Below are 17,354 nucleotides of genomic sequence, written 5' to 3' on the forward strand. Positions count from 1 at the left end.
AAGACCAACGAACACGCGGACGACGCGTGCGGGGGGATGACTCATGACGTCGACGCCGACGGGCGCCCGGCCGAACGACCCGTCAGAGACGACCCAGCTGCGGGTGCCATCGCACCGGACAGGCGGGTTCCGGCGTATCAAGAAGGCTCTGCCGAGATACGACTACGAGCACTACAGCCGTCTCGCCGGACCGCTCACGCAGCCCGATCCGACCAAGCCGTACAAGGTGCAGTACCGCTCCCTGCTCTCGCAGGAGCCGCACCGGATCAGGGCCGCGCTGATGCTGGGAGCCGCGCCGCTGCTCTCCCTCGTGCTGCTCGCCTGGCTGCTCCAGCCGACGCACTGGACCAAGCGCGACTACGTGGCCAACGACTGGCTGCCCACGCTCGACATCGTCATGCTCATATCCATCGGCCTGATCGAGTTCTTCCGCTGCATGAACGTGCTGTCGAACGCGCACGCCACGCTCGTCGCCCGTGACCCGATCCCCGTGGTGCCCGAGACCGGCACCCGCGTCGCCTTCCTCACCTCCTTCGTGCCCGGCAAGGAGCCGCTCGAGATGGTGACGAAGACGCTGGAGGCGGCCGTCAAGATCCGCCACCGCGGCCTCATGCACGTCTGGCTCCTCGACGAGGGCGACGACCCGGCCGTCAAGGAGGTCTGCCACCGGCTCGGCGTGCACCACTTCTCCCGCAAGGGCATCGCGAAGTGGAACATGAGCAAGGGCCCGCACCGCGCCAAGACCAAGCACGGCAACTACAACGCCTGGCTGGACGCGCACGGCGACGACTACGACTACTTCGCGTCGGTCGACACCGACCACATCCCGATGCCGAACTACTTGGAGCGGATGCTCGGCTTCTTCCGCGACGAGAACGTCGGCTTCGTCATCGGCCCCCAGGTCTACGGCAACTACGACAACTTCATCACCAAGGCCGCCGAGTCCCAGCAGTTCCTCTTCCACGCCCTGATCCAGCGCGCGGGCAACGCGTACGGCTCCCCCATGTTCGTCGGCACGAGCAACGCCGTACGCATCAGCGCGCTGAAGCAGATCGGCGGTCTGTACGACTCGATCACCGAGGACATGGCGACCGGCTTCGAGATCCACCGCGCCACGAACCCGCGGACCGGCAAGAAGTGGAAGTCGGTCTACACCCCGGACGTGCTCGCGGTCGGCGAGGGCCCCAACGCCTGGACGGACTTCTTCACGCAGCAGCTGCGGTGGTCGCGGGGGACGTACGAGACCATCCTGAAGCAGTTCTGGAAGGCGCCGTTCTCGCTGCCGCCCGGCCGCCTCTTCAACTACACGATGATGGTCATTTTCTACCCGATGTCCGCCATGAACTGGATCCTGGCCGCGCTCTCCTGCGCGCTGTTCCTCGGCATGGGCGCATCGGGCGTGAACATCGACCCGACGATCTGGCTGATGCTCTACGGCAACGCGTCGGCGCTCCAGATCGGCCTCTACATCTGGAACCGCCGCCACAACGTCTCGCCGCACGAGCCCGAGGGTTCCGGCGGTATCGCGGGCATGGTGATGTCGGCGCTCTCCGCCCCGGTCTACGCGCGCTCCCTGCTCGACGCCGTGCTGCGCCGCAAGAGCAAGTTCGTGGTGACGCCCAAGGGCGACTCGGCGAGCCCGGACACCCTGTTCGGCACGTTCCGCATCCACCTGTTCTTCATCCTGGTCTTCGCCGGCTCGATGGCCGCCGCGTTCGTGTTCGGCCACGTCCACCCGGCGATGATCGTCTGGGCCACGTTCGCCCTCCTGATCACGGCCGCGCCGATCTTCGCCTGGCGGTGGGGCATGCGGCAGGACAAGAAGAAGCGCAGGTCCCGGCACGGGGCCGGACCGTCGGGGCCGCCTTCGGGCGGCGGGGACCCGTCGGTGCCGCAGCAGCGGGACGTGACGGCGGAGCTGCCGCAGTCACACCAGCCTCCGCAGGCGCCGCACGCGCCGCAGCAGAAGCCCAGCTGGGCATCGAACGACCAGACCATGCAGATCGCCCTTGGGGGACGTAAGAAATGAAGGACCGCTCCAGCCGCCGCCGCGCCCGCCGCATAGCGATAGGCGCGGCGGTGGTCATAGCGCTGGCCGGGATGAACGGCCCGTGGCTGTGGCGCGTGGGTTCGGAGAAGTACCACGACTACAAGATCAACAAGCCGGAGTACAAGGCCGACAACGGCCACTGGCAGGTCGTGAACTTCCCCGAGGAGTACCGCCAGAACACGATCCACGCGGCGCTCCTGCACACCGGCAAGATCCTCCTGGTCGCGGGATCCGGCAACAACCAGAAGAACTTCGACGCCAAGAAGTTCGACACCCGCCTGTGGGACCCGGTCAAGAACACGATCAAGAAGATCAAGACCCCCGTCGACCTCTTCTGCACCGGCCACACCCAGCTCGCCAACGGCAATCTGCTGATCGCGGGCGGCACTCAGCGCTACGAGAAGCTCAAGGGCGACATCACCAAGGCCGGCGGCCTGATGGTGGTGCACAACGAAGACCCGGACAAGCCGATCACGCTGCCGGCGGGCACGAAGTTCACCGGCAAGAAGAACGGCAAGACGTTCGTCTCCAAGGACCCGGTCGTCATCGAGCGTGCGAAGAAGATCTTCGACAAGCAGACCGGCGCGTTCGTGCGCAACCAGCCGGGCCTGGGCCGGGTGTACGTGGAGGCGCAGAAGAGCGGCACGAAGTACGAGACCGGCACGCAGGACAACTACCGCGTGCAGGGCCTCAAGGGCGCCGCGACCCGCAACACGTACGGCATCGCGCAGAAGCTCGCCCTGGACAAGAAGGACTTCCAGGGGATCAAGGACGCCTTCGAGTTCGACCCGGTCGCCGAGAAGTACATCAAGGTCGACCCGATGAACGAGGCCCGCTGGTACCCCACGCTGACCACGCTCTCGGACGGCAAGGTGCTCAGCCTCTCCGGCCTCGACGAGATCGGCCAGCTGGTCCCGGGCAAGAACGAGCTGTACGACCCCAAGACCAAGAAGTGGACCTACACCAAGCAGGTCCGCCAGTTCCCGACCTATCCCGCGGTCTTCCAGCTCCAGAGCGGCAGGCTCTTCTACTCGGGTTCGAACGCGGGTTACGGCCCCGACGACGTCGGCCGCAAGCCCGGCACCTGGGACCTGGAGGAGAAGGGCAGCTGGAAGACGATTCCGGGCATGAGCGACCCGAACCTCCTGGAGACCTCCAACACGGTCGAACTGCCGCCCGCGCAGGACCAGAAGTACATGGTGGTCGGCGGCGGTGGTGTCGGCGAGTCCAAGAAGTCCAGCAAGAAGACCCGCATCGTCGACCTCCTGGCGGACGACCCGAAGTTCGTCGACGGCCCGGAGCTGGAGAAGGGCACCCGCTATCCGCAGGCCTCGACCCTGCCCGACGACACGGTCCTCATCTCCGGCGGCTCCGAGGACTACCGCGGCCGCGGTGACTCGAACATCAAGCAGGCGCGGATCTACGACGCCAAGACCGGCGCCATGCGGCGGGTCGCGGACCCCGAGGTCGGCCGCAACTACCACTCGGGCTCGATCCTGCTGCCCGACGGCCGCGTGATGTTCTTCGGCTCCGACTCGCTCTACGCCGACAAGGCCAACACCAAGCCCGGCGAGTTCGAGCAGCGCATCGAGATCTACACCCCGCCGTACCTCTACCAGGGCTCGCAGCCCACGCTGTCCGGCGGCCCCGAGGAGATCAAGCGGGGCGGTTCCGGGACCTTCAAGACCCAGCACGCCTCGTCCATCAAGACGGCCCGCCTGATCAGGCCGAGCGCGTCGACGCACGTCACCGACATCGACCAGACGTCGGTCGCCCTCGACCTGAAGAAGTCCGCGGGCGGCGTCACGGTGACGATCCCCAAGGAGCGGAGCCTGGTCGAGTCCGGCTGGTACATGCTCTTCGTGACGGACGATCAGGGCACACCGAGCAAGGCCCAGTGGGTCCACGTGCCGTAGGTTCGGGCCCCGTAGGGGCGCGGGGAACTGCGCGAGCAACCATAAAGAAAGCCGCAGTCGCAACTGCCGGAATCCCGGCACTTGCGACTGCGGCTTTTCGTGGGCTGAGCGCGCAGTTCCCCGCGCCCCTGACGGGGCGCTCCTACTGGGCCGCCTTCGCAAGCCCCGCTGCGTACTCGGGCCACCACTGACCGGCCTTGGGGCCGCCCCGACAAGTGCCGTCCGACTCGCCGGGCCGCTTGATCCAGAGGTACGCGTCGACGAGCGGGTCGTCCGTCTTGGTGGTCGGCGCCTCGCCGAGCGCGCGGCCCGGCGGGTTGCACCAGGGGTCCTTGCCCTTGGTGTACGGGCCGTTGCCGTTGCGCGCGGTGTCGATCACGAACGGCTTGCCGCCGATCTTCGCCGAGAGCTTCTTGCCGAACTCCGTGCTGGCCTCGGTGGTCTGGAAGTTCGAGACGTTGACCGAGAAGCCGTCGGCCTGCTCGACGCCCGACCACTTCAGGGGCTCCCAGAGCGAGTCCGGGTTCTTCCAGCCGGCGTTGCCCGCGTCCAGGTACACCTTGGTGTTCTTCAGGGACTTGAGCTTGCCGATGGCGCCCTTGAGGAGGTCGTAACGCTCCTCGTGGAACTGCTCGGGCGTGCAGTTGTCGACCATGTGGAGCACGGCGTCCGGCTCCAGGATGACCGTGGCCCTGCGGTCGCCGATGCCCGCGGCCACCTGGTCGATGAAGGCGCGGTACTCGTTGCCGTCCGCCGCGCCGCCTTGTGAGTACTGCCCGCAGTCGCGGTGCGGGATGTTGTAGAGGACCAGCAGGGCGTCCCTGTCGGCCTTCTGCGCGGCCTCGGTGAAGCCGCGCGCCTGGTCCTCCGCGTTCTCCGGGACGATCCATTCCGCGACGGGCTGCTCGGCGATCTTCCGGATCAGCCCGGCGTCGTCCTTCTTGCCGTCCTTCTCGTACGCGGCGACCTGCTTGGCCGCGTTCCCCTCCGGGTTGACCCAGTACGGGTCGGAACCCTTGGGCTGCTGCTTGACCGGCTGTCCCGAGGATTCCTCCTCGCCCGAGCCGTCATCGGAGGAGCACCCCGACAGCAGCAGCGCAGCCCCCGCAAACGCCGCCGCGGCCTGCAACCCCCTGACCGCGATCCGATGACCGCGGCCGGTGCCTTTGTGGTACATCCACTCCCCCTTGGGTGCACTGTCCGATTCTCAATCCTGACATACGCACACCCAGGCCACGAGGCCCGCCCGGCCGCGGCGGAGACCTGTAGGAGACCTGTTACAGCCCGGCCTTCGGGGGTAGACGCAGTGGGCGGGGCGGCTCTCACGGGGAGGAGACCATGCGGGATCGCACCTCTGAACTACGGCTGGCCCACGTCCTGGTGGAGACCTCGAACACCTTGGACGACGACTTCGACCCGGAGATCTATCTCGGCCGGGTCGCGGGCCACTGCGTGGAGCTCCTCGACGCCTCCGCGGCCGGGGTGATCTTCGACGGTGCCGGCTCCCCCGCGATCGCCACCGGCGGGCACCCCCGGGATCTCGCACTCGGCCTGCTTGGCGCCCAGCACAGCGGAGGGCCCTGCGTGGAGAGCCTCGGCACGGGGCTGCCCGTGCCGCCGGTGCGGCTCGCGGAGACCGAACCCGCCGAACGGTGGCCGGACTTCACCGCCCTGGCCCGGCGCCAGGGCATCGGCGTGACGTACGCCGTCCCGCTCCGGCTGCGCAAGGCGCTGCTCGGGGCGCTCAACATCTTCGTGCCCGACACCTCCCGGAACACGCACACCGAAGCCGAGGTGCGGCTCGCGCAGGCCATCGCCGACGCCACCGCGGTGGGTCTGCACAACCACCGTGCCTACACGCAGTATCGGACCCTCGCCACCCAGCTCCAGTCCGCCCTGACCAGCCGCGTACGCATCGAACAGGCCAAAGGCATACTCGCCGAACGCTGGCACACCGGCGTGGACGAGGCCTTCGACGTACTGCGGCGGTACGCGCGCAGAGAACGCCTGGTCATGGACCTGGTGGCCACGGAAGTGATCAAGGGATCGCTCGACGACGCGACGCTGCGCGGCGGTTGGTCCGAACCAGAGTGAAGGTCATCCCGGGAACCGGCACCACCTGCGGAGATCACGGAGAGGAAGCGGATCACGACTTGGCGTCAATCCACCCCTAGGCTCCGGCGCTCATCCGTTCTAGAGTCGAGACAACGGCCCAAGCCCCCGGCCTGATCGCCCATCCCGCAACAGCGGGGTTGGCCCTTGAACCTCCCGCGCCGGCGCCGGGTTACTCCCGCAGCTCGAGCGCGCGCGGTCGAGGACCAGCCCGGTCGACGGCTCCGGGGGGAGCGGGCCGCCGACCGGGCCTGGTTGAACGGATTCAGGCAGACAGCGGTTTCCACGGACAGGCTCCGGGACCGTTGACAGTGTCCATGCGCAAATGGGACTCTCCGGACGACAAGTCCATACATCGAGGCGACGGTTGACAGGAACCCGGTGCGACGCCGGGGCGGTCCCGCCACTGTGACCGGACGCCGCGAGGGTGTGCGGAAGCCAGGAACTGAGCCGTCGTACTCCTGCTTCGGGGCGTGGAACCCCAGAAGGAGGCGCTTCGACATGGCACTGCACACCGCGGCACCGCACACCGGCACGGCGACGGCTCAGGACGCCACGGCCCGCACCCGCGACTGGCTCGTCGCGTCGGCCGCGACCGTCATCGCGCTGATCGCGCTCTACGCCCTCTTCGTCGACAACGGCTCGCTGATCTCGGCGACCGGCAGCTACCTCCACGAGTTCGCCCACGACGGCCGGCACCTCTTCGGTGCGCCGTGCCACTGACCGGGGACGGACCCGGCGCCATGCCCACCGTGCCCTCGTCGTCGTCCTCACCCGTGCTGCCCCTGCTCGGCCGGGGGCTCGTGGCAGGCGGAGCGGCGGGCCTCGCGGCCGGTCTCTTCTCCCTGCTGCTCGCCGAGCCCCTGATGGACCGGGCGATCCGCGCCGAGGAGAGACGATCCGCCGTCCAGGAGCACGCGCGGCACCACGAGGAGTTGTTCACGCGGTCGACCCAGCACGCGGGTCTGGTGGTCACCACGCTCGTCGCCGGTCTCGCCGTCGGTGTCCTCTTCGCGGTGGCCTATGCCCTGGTGCACCGCCGCGATCCGTACGCCGCCCCGTGGCCGCGCGCCGTGGCGTTCGCGGCGGCGGCCTTCCTCGCGGTCTCGCTGCTGCCCGCCCTGCGCTACCCCGCGAACCCGCCGGGCGTCGGCGACGCGGACACGGTCGGCGACCGCCAGGCCTTGTGGTGCGCGGCCCTGGTGATCGGCGTCCTCGGCATGCTTCTGGTCCGGCAGGTGTACGTACGCCTGGCCACGCGGACCGATCCGGTGCGGCAGGCCGCGGCGGCCCTCACGACGGTCGCCGTCCTCGCCGTGCTCTTCCTGCTCCCGGACAACCCCGACCCGGTCCCGGTCGACGCGGTGCTCTTGTGGGACTTCCGCGTCCTGTCGATCGCCTCGCACGCCCTGCTGTGGGCCGTGTTCGCGGCGGTCTTCGGCGGCCTGGGCCTGCGGGCGGCCCGGGAAGGGGCCAGGGGCCGCGCCGCGGGCGCGAGGGCGGCGGGAGTGCCCTCGCGCCCCGGTGCGGCCCCTACGGCCCCACCCCGGTGAGGTAGGCGGACACCACCACGTTCGCCGAGTAGGTCTTGGTCGCCCGGTCGAAGGAGCCGCCGCACGTGATCAGGCGGAGCTCGGCGCGGCCCTCCTCGTGGGGGCCGTACGCCTTCTTCGCGTCGAAGCGGTCGCGGCTGATGACCTGGACGTCGTCCACGGTGAACTCGGCGACCGAGCCGTCGTCCCGGGACACCCGGACCTTCTCGCCGGGGCGCACCGCGCTGAGGTCGTAGAAGACCGCGGGGCGCGTCTCGGTGTCGACGTGGCCCACGAACAGGGACGTGCCCGCCGCTCCGGGGCGCGTCCCGCCGCCGTACCAGCCGACGGCGCCCGCCTGCTCGAAGGGCGGCGGATCGATCGCGCCGTCCTGGTCGAGGCCGCGGGTGATCACGGGTGCCCGTACCTTCAGCGAGGGGACGTCGACGCGCTGGGGGCGCGCGGCGCCCAGCGGCCGGTGCGCGTCCGGGAGTTCCACGGCGAAGGGCCGGCCCACCGCCGCCACGTCGCCGTTCGTGGGCTCCGAGACACCGCCGCGTACGTCGGTGATCTCGCTGCCCCACAGCCAGAGCCCGACCAGCACGAGCGCCCAGGCGACCCCGGTGAGGAAGCGCCCGTGGCCCGCCGGTCCTTCATGGCCCGCCATGTCGGTCGCCGCCCGTCACTCGGAGCGGCGCCGGCGGACGCTGCGGAACGCCACGGCCACGGCCGCCACCCCGGCGAGCACCAGGCCGATCACCGCGTGCCGGGTGCCGGGGCCCGCCTCCTGGCTGTGCGCGGCGAGCTGCGCCGTGCCGCCGCCGCCCGCGCGGACCGGCGCGACGGGCTCGGTGCGGTGCTGGACGACGCGTACGGTGCCCGCGCCCTGGTGGGGGTGGCCGTCGCAGACGACGGTGACGTCGTACGAGCCGACGACGCCGTCCCGGATCGTGGCGGAGCCGTTCAGGGAGTACTTGTCGCCGTCCCTGCCGGTGAGCTTCGCGTCGCCCGTGAACGCCCCGGACCCGGCGGACCCCGTCGTGCCGTCGCAGCCCTCGACGCTGATCTCCACCTTGGCCCCGGTCGCGGCGCTGGCCGGCGAGACCGTGGCGTGCACCTTGCCCTCGTCGTGGGCGTGTGCGGGCGTCGTGGCGACCACGGGAAGCGCGGCGAGGACCGCGGCCCCGGCTATGCCACGAAGGGTGAGTGAACCTCTACGCATCGTGAACCTCCTGTTCCGAGGTTCACGCGCGGCCGGGGCACACGCCTCCCGTGTGCGGCAAACGGGTGGTCACACGCGGTCGACGAGGTCCGCGATCGAGTCCACGACCGTGGAGGGCCGGAAGGGGTGCTGGTCGATGTCCTTGCGGGACGTCAGGCCCGTGAGCACCAGGAACGTCTGCATTCCGGCCTCCAGGCCGGCCAGGACGTCCGTGTCCATGCGGTCGCCGATCATGGCGCTGGTCTCGGAGTGCGCCCCGATGGCGTTCAGACCGGTCCGCATCATCAGCGGGTTCGGCTTGCCCGCGAAGTAGGGGTTGCGGCCCGTGGCCTTGGTGATCAAGGCGGCGACGGCCCCGGTGGCGGGCAGCGGCCCCTCGGTGGAGGGCCCGGTCTCGTCCGGGTTCGTGCAGATGAAGCGGGCTCCGCCGTTGATCAGCCGGACGGCCTTGGTCATGGCCTCGAAGGAGTACGTCCGGGTCTCGCCGAGCACCACGTAGTCCGGGTCGTGGTCGGTCAGGACGTACCCGATGTCGTGCAGGGCGGTGGTGAGCCCCGCCTCGCCGATGACGTAGGCCGTGCCGCCGGGGCGCTGGGCGTCCAGGAACTTGGCGGTGGCGAGCGCCGAGGTCCAGATGTTCTCGACGGGCACTTCGAGGCCCATGCGCTTCAGGCGGGCCTGGAGGTCGCGCGCGGTGTAGATCGAGTTGTTCGTCAGGACCAGGAAGGGCTTCCCGGACTCGCGGAGCTTCTTGATGAAGGCGTCGGCTCCGGGAATCGGCACGCCCTCGTGGATGAGCACGCCGTCCATGTCGGTGAGCCACGATTCGATGGGCTTGCGCTCTGCCATGGGGTGCACTCCTGCGGTGTACGGGTCGGCTGGGGCGCCGGGACAGCTCTGTGCCGACGCCCCACACCTTAATCAGGATGCGGTGATCGTGACCCCGTCGATCACCCAGTACCAGTTGTTGCCGCCGGTGTACCGGAAGCGGACCTGGGCCTTGGTGGCTCCCGCGGGCACCTGGAGGGCTATGTTCTCGACGACGGAGGGGGTGTCCGCGGTGTAGGTCTTCACCACGGCGGGGGCCCCTGCGTCGTACGAGATCAGCACCTCGCCCTTCTGCGGGGCCTCGTGGCGGTAGTACGTCGTGTAGCCGAGGGTGGCCCGCGCGCCGCCCCGCACGGGGTACGCGGGGCTGACCAGGGTCGAATCGAAGGTTCCGGAGAAGGACTTGTCGGTCCACTCGTCGCCGTCCGCGACCGCGAAGACGTTCCGGGCGCGGAGGTTGTTCTCCCGCTGCTGGTCCCGCTGGGCCTTCGTCCAGAACTCGTCCGTGGTGAAGGACCAGCCGCGCCACTCGGTGACGCCGCCCGTGCCCATCGCGGAGTCGTCCACGCTCCAGCCGCTCGGCGGGGTGTGCGTGAAACCGATGACGCCGGCGCCGATGCCGGTCTCGTCGACGGGCCCGGTGAGCCGGGGGCGCAGGGCGTCGAACGCGTCCGGGGTGGGCTGCTGGACGGGCCGCCCGTCCAGGCCCCAGGCCGGGTCGATCGCGACACCGAGGTGGGCCAGCGCGCTCGCGGCGACGTCGGGCATGCGGACGTCGTGGCGGACCGAACCCGGCGTGATGCCACCACCGGTGGCGATCATGAACGTCTGGCGCTCGGGCCAGCTGGACCCGCCGTGGCCGCCCGCGTCGGTGTGCCCGTGGTCGGCGGTGACCATGATGAGCCAGTCCTCTGCGCCGTACGTGGCGCGGGACTTGAGCGCGGCGACGATCTGGCCGACCTGGGCGTCGGCGCCGCGGACCGCGTCGAGATAGGCCTGGCTCGCGGCGCCGCTGTCGTGGCCCGCGTGGTCGATGTTGTCGAGCTGGACGAAGACCGCGTCGGGGTTGCCGCCCTTGATCTCGGCGACGGCGCGGGCGGTGGTCCCGGCGTCGTACTCGGCCGACGGGGTGGAGACCCGCGCGTCCACCTTCGCGGAGAAGATGACGTCGGTGATGGGGTTCCAGGAGGCGACGGCGTAGGTCCGCAGGTGCGGCTTCGCGGCCTCGACGCGGGTCAGGAAGTCCGGGTAGGCGGCCAGGGCGTGGCCGGTGAACTCGTTGTTCACGACCTTGTGCTTGTCGGGCCACACGCCGGTGATGAGCGTCGACCAGCCGGGGCCTGACGAGGTGGGCGCGAGCGGGTTGGCGTAGATGCTGCTCGGCGCGGTCAGGCCCGCGCTCATCAGGGCCCTCAGCGCGGGGGCGTCGGCGTCCTTGATCCTGCCGAGCAGGGCGCCGTCCAGGCCTATGACGAGGACTTTGGGGGTCTTGGCCGCGGCCCCGGCGACGGCGGCGAGGGGGCCTGCGGCGACCGCGAGGGCGGCGGTGGAGACGAGGAGCGAGCGGCGGGTGATGCCGAGCGGCGACACGTGGTCCTCCGGGCTTCGTAGGGGGATGGCGCACGCCAACGCCCCGGAGATCCAGGGGCGTTGGGCCCATACCCGTTATCTTTTCGCTATCGAACCCCTGGGGCCAGGGGTGCGGTGGTGAACTCTCAGCTACCGGTCGCCGACTTCCAGTCCTCGACGTACGACTGGAGGTTCTCGGAGATGTCGGACCAGTCCGGCTCGAAGACCTCGACGCCGTCGACGATCTTCTCCAGGGCGACCGCGTCGGCGTCGGTCGCCTTGATGTCCTTGCGGGCCGCGAAGCCGCCGCCGATCTCGCTGACCTGCTGCTGGGCCTTCTGGCTCAGGAGGAAATCGAGGAGCTTCTTGGCGTTGGCGCTGTGCGGGGCCTTGTTGACCAGGCCGGCCGCGTAGGGCAGCGCGAAGGTGGTGGGCTCGCCCCCGCCCTTGGCGGGGAACCAGATGCCGAGGTTCGGCATGTCCTTGGACTGCGCGTAGTTCATCTGGACGTCGCCGTTGGCGGCGAGGAGTTCGCCCTTGTCGACCTTGGGCGCGAGTTTGCCGGTGGAGGCGGACGGGCCGACGTTGTTGGTCTGGAGCTTCTTCAGGTAGTCCATGGCGGGCTTCTTGCCGCCGAAGTCGTGCATCGCCTTGATGAGCACGGCGGTGCCGTCACCGGCGACGCCGGGCGTGGAGTACTGGACCTTGTCCTTGTAGGCGGGGTCGGTGAGGTCCTCCCACGTCCGGGGAGCCTTGCCGCCGCCCAGCTCCTTCTTGTTGTAGATGAAGCCGAAGTAGTTGTTCACCACGGAGGTCCACTTGCCGTCCGGCGCCTTGTCGGCGCCGTCGACCTGGTCGGAGCCCTTGGGCTTGTAGGCCTGGAGCAGGCCCTTCTCGTCGGCCTGCTGGATGAACGGCGGCAGGGTGATGATGACGTCGGCCTGCGTGTTGGACTTCTCGCGGACGGCGCGCTGCACCATCTCGCCGGAGCCGCCCTCGACGTAGTTCACCTTGATGCCGGTCTTCTTCTCGAAGTCCTTGAAGACCTGGTCGTACCAGCCGTCGCCGTTCTCGCCCTTGAGGCCGTCGGCGCTGTAGACCGTGACCTCCTTCGCGTCGGACGCGGAGGATTCACCGCCGCACGCGGTGAGTGATCCGGCGAGGACGAGGCCGCCGGAGAGGGCGGCGAGCGTGCGGGTACGGGTACGGGTTCGGGGGTGACGCGACATGACGTTTCGTACTCCTTGAAGAACCGTGGGACGGGGGTGAGTTCAGCGGTAGGAGGCGCGGGTGCGGATGCGCGAGACGGCGAAGAGGACGAGCAGCGTCGCCCCCATCAGGACCACCGCGACGGCGGCACCGGTGAAGAGGGAGCCGCGGTCGGTGGCCGCGTAGATCCGCACGGGGAGCGGCATCCAGTCCGGCGGGTAGAGCATCATCGTGGCGCTCAGCTCGCCCATGGAGAGCGCGAAGCACAGGCCCGCGGCCGCGTTGAGCGACGGCAGCAGGAGCGGCAGCTTCACCTTCCACAGGACGTACGAGGGCCGGGCACCGAGCGATGCGGCGGCCTGTGCGTACGCCGGGTCGAGTCGGACGATGGCAGCCGAAACCGACTGGTGGGCGAACGCCGTGACAAGAATGGTGTGCGCCAGGATCACGATCCAGCGGGTGCCGTTGAGGATCATCGGCGGTTTGCTGAACGCGACGAGGACCGCGAGCCCGACGACGACGGACGGCACGGCGACCGGCAGCATGAAGAGGGTGTCGAGGACCCTCCCCGCGAGCTTGGAGAGCCTGGGAGTGCCCCCGTCCGCCTGCTTCAGCGAGGCCGCGGCGAGCGCGGCCCAGGAGCCGACGGCCAGCGCGAGCAGGCTGGCGCCGACGGCGGTGACCAGGCTGGTGGTGAGCGCCTCGAACGACTCCCCGCGGGTGGCGGCCGCGTAGTGCCCGGTGGTGAATCCGGAAGGGAACGCACCGGACCAGTGCGAGGAGAACGAGGCCGCCAGGATCACGAGCAGCGGCAGCGCGAAGAGCGGCAGGAAGAGGACGAGGAACAGGGCCCAGGTCGCCCACTTCCCCTTGCGGCTATGCACCAACACGACGGCTCACCACCCGGTAGAGGCCGTAGAGGCCCACGGAGATCACGATGTTGACCACGGCGACGACGCAGGCCGCCGGGTAGTCGGATTCGAGGATGGCTTTGCCGTAGACGAGCATGGGGAGGGTCGTGACCCCCTTGGCGCCGGTGAAGAGCACGATCCCGAATTCGTTCAGGCACATGACGAGTACGAGGCTGCCGCCCGCGGCGAGGGCGGGCAGCGCCTCGGGCAGGATGACCCGCCGGACGATGCGGCCGGGCTTCGCGCCGAGGCTCGACGCCACTTCCAGCTGCGCGGTGTCGATCTGCGAGAACGCGGCGAGCAGGGGGCGCATCACGAAGGGCGTGAAGTAGGTGATCTCCGCGAGGAGCACGCCCCAGGGGGTGGTGAGGAACTGGAAGGGTCCCTCCGCCGCTCCCGTGGCGTCCGTCCACAGGCCGTTGGCCATGCCCTTGGTGCCGTAGACGAAGAGGAGGGCGAGAGTGATGAGGAAGGACGGGAAGGAGAGGAAGACGTCGATGAACCGGGCGACGGCCTTGCCTCCCGGGAACGGCACGAACGCGATGACCAGCGCCAGGGCGAACCCGAGCACGAGACACCCGACCGTGGCCCCGGCGGCCAGCCACACGGTGGTCCCGAGCGCCTCCCGGAACGCCTCGGAGGCGAAGACGTCGGAGTAGGGCTGAAGCGAGGTCCCCCCGTTGTCGGGCCGCACGGACTGCTGGACGACGAGGGCGAGGGGGTAGAGGAAGAAGACCGCGAGGGCCACGACGGGGGGCAGCGCCCAGACGAGGGCGGGCACCTGCCGCTTCCTGAGCGCCGGACCGCCGCCCGGCCCCTCCTGCCGCGGGCCGGCGTTCGGCAGGGCGATCGGGGTCTCCCCTGCTCCAGCGGAGTGGAGAGCCTGGGTGGGCACGGCGGTGGGCGCGGCGGTGGGCACGGCCGGGGGCACGGCGGTGGGCACGGCCGGGGGCACGGCCCCCACCGCCGGTGCGCGTCCGTCGAGGCGGTCACCAGGGCTAGGCATCGCTCACCCCACCCCCCAGCAGCACCGCGTCCTCGGGGGCGAAGTGCAGCGTGACCTCGTCACCGACACCCGGCGGGATCCGCAGCTCCCGCAGGTCCGCCTTCACCCGCTGCCCGGCGACGTCGACGTACAGCCGGTGGGTGGCCCCCCGCCACTGCACCTCGGCGACCCGCCCGGTCAGGGGGTTGGGCCCCTCCCCCAGGCCGACGAGATGCGGCCGGACGCACAAGGTGGCGGTGGCCCCCGGAGTGACACCCTCCGTGGAGACCTTCAGGTCGGAGCCGCCGAAGGAGACGACACCCGCCCCCGCCCCCACCCGCACCGGCAGCAGATTCGCGTTCCCCACGAAGGACGCCGTGAACTCGGTCCGGGGCGCCCGGTACAGCTCCTGCGGAGTCCCGCAGTCCCGCAGCCGGGCCCGGTCCATGACGGCGATGCGGTCCGCCAGGGTCAGCGCCTCCACCTGGTCGTGGGTGACGTACAGGATGGAGACGTCCGGCAACTCCATGTGCAGCCGGGCCAGTTCACCCAGCATCCCCGACCGCAGCTGCGCGTCGAGCGCGGACAGCGGCTCGTCGAGCAGCAGCACCCCCGGCCGGATGGCCAGCGCCCTCGCGATGGCGACCCGCTGCTGCTGCCCGCCGGAGAGCTCCCGGGGAAACCGCTTGGCGTACGAGGCCATCCCCGTCATCTCCAGGGCCTCGGCGACCCGCCCCGGGATCTCGGACTTGGCGGTCTTCCGCGCCTTCATGCCGAAGGCGACGTTGTCCTCGACCCGCATGTGCGGGAAGAGCGCGTACTGCTGGACGACCATCCCGATCCCCCGCTGGTGCGGCGGCAGGCCGGTGACGTCGCGCTCCCCGATGAACACCCGCCCGGACACCGGCCGCACGAACCCGGCGACGGCCCGCAGCGCGGTCGTCTTGCCCGAGCCGGACGGGCCGAGCAGGGCCATCACCTCGCCGGGCTCGACGGTCAGGTCGAGCGAGTCGAGCACGGTGTTCTTGCCGTAGGCGACCGACACGCGGTCGAAGCGGATGCCGCTGCTCATTCCTCGACGCCCCGGAGCAGAGCGGGCAGTTCGGCGACGGACCCGAGGACGTGCGTGGCTCCCGCGCCGCGCAGCGCCTCACCGTCGTGCGCCCCCGTCAGCACGCCGGCGACGACCGAGGCACCGGAACGTACGCCGCTGAGCATGTCGTACGCCGTGTCGCCCGCGACCGCGACCTCCGACACCCCGTCCACCGCCCCGGTCCGCAGGAAGGCGCCGAGCACCATGTCCGGGTACGGCCGCCCACGCCCGCCCACGTCGGCGGGGCACAGGGTCAGCTCGACCAGGTCGCGCCAGCCCAGCGCGTCGAGGATGGTGTCCTGCGTGACGCGCGCGAACCCGGTGGTGAGCACCACGGTCCGTCCGTCGGCCCGCAGCTCCTCCACGGCCTCGCGGGCGCCGGGGATCGGCGCGATCCGGCCGCCGTCGACGAGCTCCCCGTACGCCTTCTCGAAGGCCACGTTGGCCCGCTGGGCGAGCGTCTCGTCCCCGAAGAGGTGCCGGAAGACGGAGATCTTGGACTCGCCCATGGTGGCGCGTACGTAGTCCAGCTTCCCGGCGTGGTCGGCGGAGCCCGGCTCGACGCCGAGTTCCAGTGCGGCGGCGGCGAAGGCCTGCTCGACGAGGCCTCCGTCCGCGACGGTCGTGCCCGCCATGTCGAGGACCACGAGCCCCCGTCGCGTGCGCGGGTGCGCCTGCATGTCCCTCACCATCCCAACTCGTCGGCGGTCTTCTCCGCGATCGCGGGCGAACACGTCATGCCGCGCCCGCCGGGCCCGGTGACCAGCCACACGCCCGCGCGGACCTGCTGGCGGTGCACGACGCGGGCCGTGTCGACGCACTGCGCGTACACCCCGGCCCAGCGCCGCCTGATCTTCGGCAGCGGGCGGCCGAGGAAGCCTTCGACGACCTCGGTCAGGTGGTCGTAGGGGTCTTCGAGGGTGTCGAAGGCGAAGGGGTGCTCGTACTCGTGGGTGTCGCCGATGGTCAGGCCGCCGTCCGCGCGCTGGACCATGAGCAGCTGCATCTTGTGCTCGGCGGCGGTCGGCGTCTGCGCCTGCCCGGCGTTGAGCGCGTCGAGGGCCTGCGACCTGTACGCCGGGTAGTAGCGGAAGCTGTCCGCGTCGGCCACGGAAGTGGTGAGCGCCTCGCCGAGGGGCTCCGTCTGCATCATCTGGAGCCGCACGCGGCGCACGGGCAGCTCGGGCCCGGCCAGCTCGCGGACGAGGCCGCCGAGCCAGGCGCCGGTGGCGAGGACGACGACGTCACCGGTGTGGACGTCGCCGTGGTCGTCCCGCACCGCGCTCTCGCCGACCACCTCGCGGACCTCGCGGCCGGGCAGGAAGGTGTAGCGGGGCGAGGCCCGCAGCGCTTCCCGCAGCCGGAGCTGGGCCACGCGCGGCTCCACGGCGGCGTCCCGCTCACACCACAGCCCGGCGGTGAACTCGCCGCGCAGGGCCGGGTTGAGGGCGCGGGCCTCGGCGGCGTCGAGCAGCTTGTAGCCGCGGGCCGCCGCGTCGGGACGGGCCAAGGCGGCTTCGGCGACCGCGCGTTCGCGCTCGGTGCGCACGAGGGTGAGGGAGCCGTTGGCCCGGAAGCCGATGCCCTCCACCCGCGCGCCTATCTCCTCCCACAGCTCGCGGGCCCGCAGGGCGGTGTCCAGCTCCTCGCCCCCGGCACGACCGCTCACCCATATCTGCCCGAAGTTGCGCAGCGAGGCTCCACGGGCCTCGCTCTCGCGCTCGATCTGTACGACCTCGTGGCCGCGTTCCACTGCGTGCCAGGCGTGCATGGTTCCCACCACGCCGGCTCCTACGACGATGACTCTCACGGCGGCAACGCTCGTGGGGGTGGGTGACCCGCCGTGGTCCTGATGGCAACGGGACGGTGAACTGCCACCCAAGCTTGGACTAGACCCGTTATGTTCCCGTTACCGAAGCCTTCGAAA

At 70.4% G+C, this 17,354-nt stretch carries 16 protein-coding genes and 1 riboswitch; of the genes, 5 read left to right on the forward strand and 11 right to left on the reverse strand.

Annotated elements, in window-relative coordinates; genetic code table 11:
* Positions 1 to 43 precede the first annotated feature (43 nt).
* Positions 44 to 2,029, forward strand: coding sequence for a glycosyltransferase family 2 protein (locus QBL25_RS16940; protein ID WP_409057874.1), 1,986 nt, complete (start codon positions 44 to 46; stop codon positions 2,027 to 2,029).
* Positions 2,026 to 3,966: a galactose oxidase-like domain-containing protein gene (locus QBL25_RS16945; RefSeq protein ID WP_409057875.1), complete on the forward strand. Its 1,941-nt coding sequence runs from the start codon at positions 2,026 to 2,028 to the stop codon at positions 3,964 to 3,966. Before QBL25_RS16940 ends, QBL25_RS16945 begins: the two co-directional genes overlap by 4 nt.
* Positions 3,967 to 4,108: 142 nt before the next feature.
* Here the strand turns inward: QBL25_RS16945 and QBL25_RS16950 are convergent, their stop codons facing one another.
* Positions 4,109 to 5,143 (reverse strand): glycoside hydrolase family 6 protein, encoded by a 1,035-nt coding sequence (locus QBL25_RS16950; RefSeq protein WP_409057876.1) that lies wholly within the window; start codon positions 5,141 to 5,143, stop codon positions 4,109 to 4,111.
* Positions 5,144 to 5,304: 161 nt separating this feature from the next.
* Between QBL25_RS16950 and QBL25_RS16955 the strand changes: the two genes are divergently transcribed.
* The 3 genes from QBL25_RS16955 to QBL25_RS16965 all read left to right on the forward strand — a co-directional run bounded on the left by QBL25_RS16955 (position 5,305) and on the right by QBL25_RS16965 (position 7,631).
* Positions 5,305 to 6,060 (forward strand): GAF and ANTAR domain-containing protein, encoded by a 756-nt coding sequence (locus QBL25_RS16955; protein ID WP_409057877.1) that lies wholly within the window; start codon positions 5,305 to 5,307, stop codon positions 6,058 to 6,060.
* 365 nt (positions 6,061 to 6,425) lie between these two features.
* Positions 6,426 to 6,548: riboswitch (cobalamin riboswitch) on the forward strand.
* A 31-nt stretch (positions 6,549 to 6,579) separates the two neighbouring features.
* Positions 6,580 to 6,801 (forward strand): CbtB-domain containing protein, encoded by a 222-nt coding sequence (locus tag QBL25_RS16960; RefSeq protein ID WP_409057878.1) that lies wholly within the window; start codon positions 6,580 to 6,582, stop codon positions 6,799 to 6,801.
* 20 nt (positions 6,802 to 6,821) lie between these two features.
* Positions 6,822 to 7,631 carry a CbtA family protein gene (locus tag QBL25_RS16965; RefSeq protein WP_409057879.1) on the forward strand — a complete coding sequence of 270 codons (810 nt, stop codon included), beginning with the start codon at positions 6,822 to 6,824 and terminating at the stop codon, positions 7,629 to 7,631.
* Here QBL25_RS16965 and QBL25_RS16970 read toward each other — a convergent pair.
* The 10 genes from QBL25_RS16970 to QBL25_RS17015 form a co-directional block, all read right to left on the reverse strand.
* A complete protein-coding gene (locus QBL25_RS16970) occupies positions 7,612 to 8,277 on the reverse strand; it encodes a class F sortase (protein ID WP_409057880.1) in 666 nt (221 codons plus the stop codon). The two genes, QBL25_RS16965 and QBL25_RS16970, sit on opposite strands and share 20 nt — an antisense overlap.
* Positions 8,278 to 8,292: 15 nt before the next feature.
* Complete coding sequence (locus QBL25_RS16975; RefSeq protein ID WP_409057881.1) at positions 8,293 to 8,832, reverse strand: hypothetical protein; 540 nt, start codon at positions 8,830 to 8,832, stop codon at positions 8,293 to 8,295.
* A gap of 69 nt (positions 8,833 to 8,901) precedes the next feature.
* Positions 8,902 to 9,681: an HAD-IIA family hydrolase gene (locus tag QBL25_RS16980; RefSeq protein WP_409057882.1), complete on the reverse strand. Its 780-nt coding sequence runs from the start codon at positions 9,679 to 9,681 to the stop codon at positions 8,902 to 8,904.
* 72 nt (positions 9,682 to 9,753) lie between these two features.
* Positions 9,754 to 11,250, reverse strand: a complete 1,497-nt coding sequence (locus QBL25_RS16985) for an alkaline phosphatase family protein (RefSeq protein WP_409057883.1) — start codon at positions 11,248 to 11,250, stop codon at positions 9,754 to 9,756.
* Between the two features lie 125 nt (positions 11,251 to 11,375).
* On the reverse strand, positions 11,376 to 12,458 hold the full coding sequence (locus QBL25_RS16990; protein WP_409057884.1) for a 2-aminoethylphosphonate ABC transporter substrate-binding protein: 1,083 nt from the start codon (positions 12,456 to 12,458) through the stop codon (positions 11,376 to 11,378).
* A gap of 42 nt (positions 12,459 to 12,500) precedes the next feature.
* Complete coding sequence (locus QBL25_RS16995) at positions 12,501 to 13,328, reverse strand: ABC transporter permease (RefSeq protein WP_409057885.1); 828 nt, start codon at positions 13,326 to 13,328, stop codon at positions 12,501 to 12,503.
* Positions 13,315 to 14,268: a 2-aminoethylphosphonate ABC transporter permease subunit gene (locus tag QBL25_RS17000; RefSeq protein ID WP_409062678.1), complete on the reverse strand. Its 954-nt coding sequence runs from the start codon at positions 14,266 to 14,268 to the stop codon at positions 13,315 to 13,317. Before QBL25_RS17000 ends, QBL25_RS16995 begins: the two co-directional genes overlap by 14 nt.
* Positions 14,269 to 14,347: 79 nt before the next feature.
* On the reverse strand, positions 14,348 to 15,406 hold the full coding sequence (locus tag QBL25_RS17005; RefSeq protein WP_409057886.1) for an ABC transporter ATP-binding protein: 1,059 nt from the start codon (positions 15,404 to 15,406) through the stop codon (positions 14,348 to 14,350).
* A complete protein-coding gene (locus QBL25_RS17010; protein ID WP_409057887.1) occupies positions 15,403 to 16,107 on the reverse strand; it encodes a phosphonatase-like hydrolase in 705 nt (234 codons plus the stop codon). The genes QBL25_RS17005 and QBL25_RS17010 overlap by 4 nt, the downstream gene beginning before the upstream one ends.
* Positions 16,108 to 16,112: 5 nt before the next feature.
* Positions 16,113 to 17,237: a TIGR03364 family FAD-dependent oxidoreductase gene (locus QBL25_RS17015; protein WP_409057888.1), complete on the reverse strand. Its 1,125-nt coding sequence runs from the start codon at positions 17,235 to 17,237 to the stop codon at positions 16,113 to 16,115.
* Between the last annotated feature and the right edge of the window lie 117 nt (positions 17,238 to 17,354).

It is taken from the genome of Streptomyces sp. SYP-A7185 (genome assembly GCF_046103685.1).
Classification (GTDB): Bacteria; Actinomycetota; Actinomycetes; order Streptomycetales; family Streptomycetaceae; genus Streptomyces.